2 protein-coding genes and 3 pseudogenes are annotated in these 5,126 nt (G+C 41.2%); 4 read left to right on the forward strand and 1 reads right to left on the reverse strand.

The features are described 5' to 3' along the window. Positions 1-174 precede the first annotated feature (174 nt). A pseudogene (locus tag Q0212_RS13850) lies at positions 175-1,131 on the forward strand (PhoH family protein); the annotation flags it as partial. 37 nt (positions 1,132-1,168) lie between these two features. Then, a complete protein-coding gene (gene ybeY, locus Q0212_RS13855; protein WP_297926536.1) occupies positions 1,169-1,645 on the forward strand; it encodes an rRNA maturation RNase YbeY in 477 nt (158 codons plus the stop codon). A gap of 100 nt (positions 1,646-1,745) precedes the next feature. On the opposite strand, the pseudogene Q0212_RS13860 reads toward ybeY, so the two are convergent. Then, positions 1,746-3,017, reverse strand: a pseudogene (locus tag Q0212_RS13860) (acetyl-CoA C-acetyltransferase); the annotation flags it as partial. Between the two features lie 412 nt (positions 3,018-3,429). Here Q0212_RS13860 and Q0212_RS13865 point away from each other — a divergent pair. Together Q0212_RS13865 and Q0212_RS13870 are read left to right on the forward strand one after the other, a co-directional pair. Continuing rightward, on the forward strand, positions 3,430-4,827 hold the full coding sequence (locus Q0212_RS13865) for a 3-oxoacyl-ACP reductase (protein ID WP_297926537.1): 1,398 nt from the start codon (positions 3,430-3,432) through the stop codon (positions 4,825-4,827). 105 nt (positions 4,828-4,932) lie between these two features. Further along, positions 4,933-5,126, forward strand: a pseudogene (locus Q0212_RS13870) (hypothetical protein); the annotation flags it as partial.

Consider the following 5,126-nt stretch of genomic DNA (forward strand, 5'->3'; position numbering starts at 1 on the left):
TATTAAAAATAACAACTCTGGACTTACGCGTTTCACCTTCAGGCGCGCGTTTGGTGAACATAAAACCGTTGAAAACGGTTGAAATGTGAACAAATAAGCGATAATCGCATAAGTCCTAATTTGTTAATAATATTTTTAGGAGCGAGTTTTCGTTTGAACAGCAGCGTCACAACCATTCGTCACTTACACTTAGAGCCTCAACAGCCTCAACGCTTGCACGCCCTATGCGGTGCATTTCATCAAAACATTAAACAAATTGAAAAACGTTTGGGAATTCATATTCATCATCGTGGTTATCATTTTCAATTACACGGTTCTTTAAACGATGTCACTCATGGCGAGCAACTGTTAAAACGCTTGTATGAAGAAACCGCGCAAAGCCCAGAAATTAGCTCAGAAATGGTGCATCTTATGTTACAAACTAGCCAAGCTCCACTCACAAATGATACAGAAGACGATCATTCTGACGATAAATTTCCTGTGTTATATAGCCGCAAAGGTGGTATTCGCCCACGCGGACATAATCAAGCCAACTACGTCAAAAATATTTTAAAGCATGATATTAGTTTTGGGGTTGGCCCTGCAGGGACTGGTAAAACTTATTTAGCCGTTGCGGCAGCCGTTGACCAACTCGAAAAAGATATTATTAAACGAATTTTATTGGTACGCCCTGCCGTCGAAGCAGGTGAAAAACTTGGTTTTTTACCAGGTGATTTATCAGACAAAATTGACCCTTATTTACGTCCTTTATATGACGCCTTATATGAAATGCTTGGTTTTGAACGTGTTGCCAAACTGATTGAAAAACAAGTGATCGAAGTTGCGCCCTTAGCCTATATGCGCGGTCGTACCTTAAACAATGCGTTTGTCATCTTAGACGAAGCACAAAATACTACGCCTGAACAAATGAAAATGTTTTTGACGCGTTTGGGTTTTGGTTCTCGAGCCGTGATTACGGGTGATATTACCCAAGTTGATTTACCACGTGGTCATGAGTCAGGCTTAGCACACTGCTTACGCATTTTAACCGATGTTGACGGTATTCATATTACGCGTTTTAGCTCTAAAGATGTAGTACGTCATCATTTAGTGCAACGCATTGTTGAAGCCTATGAATCATGGGACAAAGAACATCCTGTCACACCGCCACCACCACGAAGCCAACGTTATGACTAAATCACTCCTCACTTTATCCTTACAAAAAGCCACAGAGCAGAAATCTTTACCCACAAATAAAGACTTTAAAGAGTGGATTTTACAAGCGTTGGCCGCTGCAAATTATGCTAAACCTTGTGAGGTAGCTATTCGTTTAGTGGATGAAGAAGAAAGTCATGCACTCAATTTACAATATCGTGGCAAAGATAAGCCGACAAATGTATTATCTTTTCCGAGTGATTTGCCTGATGAAGTCCTAAACTCGCTAAAACGAGAACCTTTAGGCGACATTATTATTTGTGTACCTGTTGTACTTGCTGAAGCGACTGAACAACACAAAACCGCCACCGCTCATTGGGCACATTTAACCATACATGGTATTTTACATTTATTAGGTTTTGATCACATTGATGACGAGGAAGCCGAAGAGATGGAAGCTTTAGAAATTGATGCTTTACAAGAGTTAGGTATTAATAATCCTTATGAATAGGTTCTGTTGATGTTTTGCGTGTGAACCACAATCAAAACACCAACAGAACCTAATGTGACCTCTCTTTTTAAAGAGAGGTAACTGATTGGAAGATGCCTAATTATTTTTCAATAATCGCAACCACACCTTGACCACCCGCAGCACAAATGGACACTAAGCCACGGCCACTGCCTTTTTCATTTAACATTTTTGCTAAAGTAGCAATGATACGTCCACCTGTTGCTGCAAATGGATGACCTGCGGCTAAAGAAGAACCATTGATATTTAATTTGCTACGATCAATTTTACCTAAAGGCTTTTTCAAACCTAAACGCTCTTTACAGAACTTGGCGTCTTCCCATGCTTTTAAGGTAGACAATACTTGAGAAGCAAAGGCTTCGTGGATTTCGTAATAATCAAAATCTTGTAACTTCAAGCCTGCACGCTCTAACATACGAGGCACAGCATAAGCTGGAGCCATTAACAAGCCTTCTTTTTGATGCACAAAATCAACAGCAGCTACTTCAGTAAAACTTAAATAAGCTAATACTGGTAAACCACGCTCTTTTGCCCACTCTTCAGAAGCCAATAACACCACTGAAGCACCATCGGTTAATGGTGTGGAATTTGCTGGCGTCATGGTTGCATCTTCACCTTTACCAAAACAGGTTTTTAAGGTCGCTAATTTTTCTAAGGAAATATCTTTACGTAAGTTATTATCGCGCTTTAAACCTTGGAATGGCGTAATTAAATCATCAAAAAAACCACGATCATAAGCAGCAGCCATGTTTTTATGGCTGTTAAAGGCTAATTGATCTTGGTCTTCACGAGTAATACCCCACTCTAAAGCGGTAATCGCAGCATGATCACCCATTGCTAAACCAGTACGTGGCTCACCATTTTTGGGTTGTTCTGGTGCTAAGTGTTTTGGACGAATTTTTAACGCTGCTTTTAAACGATCTTGATTGGTTTTAGCACGGTTGATTTCGAGTAAAATTTTACGCAAATCGTCATTTAATGCTAAAGGTGCATCACTGGTTGTGTCCACACCACCTGCAATACCACATTCGATTTGGCCTAAAGCAATTTTGTTGGCCACTAAAATGGCGGCTTCTAAACCTGTACCACACGCTTGTTGAATATCATAAGCAGAGGTTGCTGGTGATAATTTAGTGCTTAATACACACTCACGGGTTAAGTTAAAATCACGGCTGTGCTTTAATACGGCACCTGCCACGACTTCACCAACACGTACACCTTGTAAATTAAAACGCTCGACCAAACCATTTAAGGCCGCTGTTAACATATCTTGGTTGGAAACATTAGCATAAGCACCGTTAGAACGGGCAAACGGAATACGGTTACCGCCGATAATAGCAACACGACGTACAGTAGTAGTCATTTTTTCTACTCCAATAAATAGACTTAAACAATTATCTCCTGCTTTCAGTATCCCCACTTAATAAGGCGGACTGAGAAGGTTGATAAGCACAAAAGTCAACTGGTGGTTTTTAAAGAGCGTTTTTCCGCTCCTCATGGATGGTGTCAAACTAACATAAACTCAACAATTTACATTGGCTTTAGCGCGTGGCGTAGTCTGCCACAAAGCGAATGTACTCAGAAATACATTTTGTTAGTCTTTATTGAGTAGAGAACCGAGATTTTAGTTTTTTTGGCGGAAGAAGTCTCGCCAAATGGTGCTTTTTGTTCTAGTCTCTCGGCCTGAATCCATCCACACTGGTTATGATTGACTTTTGTGCCTAAATGACAATCCTCTCATAACCCGACAACCAAAGGAAACCACCATGAGTGATCGTTATCAGTTATTTGCAAATTCGCCCGTTGGCCGTTTATTAACCCGTAACTTAGGCTTGCCTGCACCTTTGGTTTTGGAACGTTATGATGCGAACAAACCTTTAGTCAGTGGTGCCGTATTATTAGGTGCAGCCCCTAATGCTGAATTAGTTGCCCCTATTGCTCGTGTGTTAAAAAACATTCATGCCGAAGCTTATGCAGGCAACCAAGATTTTATTCACCAAACTGCTGCTTCTGAAGCAGGTTTATCTTTACGTAGCCACAATGTTGAAGATAAAGAATTTAAATTTAAAGCCTTTGTTTTTGATGCTTCTGGGGTAAAAAACAGCGAACAATTAATTGAAGTTTATAATTTCTTTAACCCTATCGCACGCCAATTGCAAAACTGTGGTCGTGTGGTGATTTTAGGTCGCACGCCAGAAAGCTGTACTGATCCAAAACAAGCCACTGCTCAACGTGCTTTAGAAGGTTTTGTGCGTGCTATTGCTAAAGAATTCAAAAAAGCAATGACGGCACAATTAGTTTATGTTGCCCCTAATGCTGAAAACCAAGTTGAATCAACATTACGTTTCTTCTTATCAGCAAAATCTGCTTATGTTTCTGCACAAGTTGTTCGCATCAGTGCCAGCGACACACAAGTTAATATTGATTGGAAAAAGCCTTTAGCTGGCAAAACAGCCTTAGTAACAGGTGCTAGCCGTGGTATTGGTGAAGCGATTGCTGAAGTTTTAGCTCGTGATGGCGCACACGTGATTTGTTTGGACATTCCTGCTCAAGAAGCCGATTTACAACGTGTTGCTGGTCGTTTAGGGGGTTCTGTTTTAGGTTTAGACATTACTGCGGCTGAAGCCCCACAAAAAATTGTTGATTTTTGCAAAGACAAAGGCTTAGACATCATTGTTCACAATGCAGGCGTAACACGCGACAAAACCTTAGCCAACATGACACCACAACAATGGAACTTAGTCATGAATATCAACTTGTCGAGCGAAGAGCGCATCAACGATGCCCTATTAGCCAACAATGTGATTAATGCCAATGGCCGTGTGGTTTGTGTATCCTCAATCAGTGGTATTGCAGGTAACTTAGGTCAAACCAACTACGCCATGTCTAAAGCAGGCGTGATTGGGATGGTTCAATCTATGGCTCCAGTATTAAAAGCACAAGGTATTACCATTAATGCAGTTGCACCGGGTTTCATCGAAACACAAATGACCGCCGCGATTCCGTTTGCCATTCGTGAAGCTGGCCGCCGTATGAACTCAATGTCTCAAGGTGGTCAACCTGTTGATGTGGCTGAAGCTATTGCTTGGTATGCCAACCCAGCCTCTGCTGGCGTAATTGGCAACGTGGTACGTGTTTGTGGTCAAAGTTTGATTGGTGCTTAGTTTCGACTTCGCTCAACTACCCCGACTTCGCTGATTTGGTGACAAAAGTTCCCTGAGCGAAGTCGAAGGGTTAGCTAAACATATTAACCTTTAAAGGGGATAATTATGCCAGCGCGTAACATGGCCAAATTACCATCCAGCTTTGCTATGTACCCAAAAGTCTTAGCCAATAGCTTAAAAAAGAAAACATCTAAGCAATTACCAGACCTGAGCTTGACCTTGAATGCGGTTAGCATCGACCGTCAACATGTGAACGACTACAACACTGTTTGTGGTTTTACGCAAAGTGACATATTAGC

This window comes from uncultured Agitococcus sp., assembly GCF_937920075.1.
Taxonomy (GTDB): Bacteria; Pseudomonadota; Gammaproteobacteria; order Pseudomonadales; family Moraxellaceae; genus Agitococcus.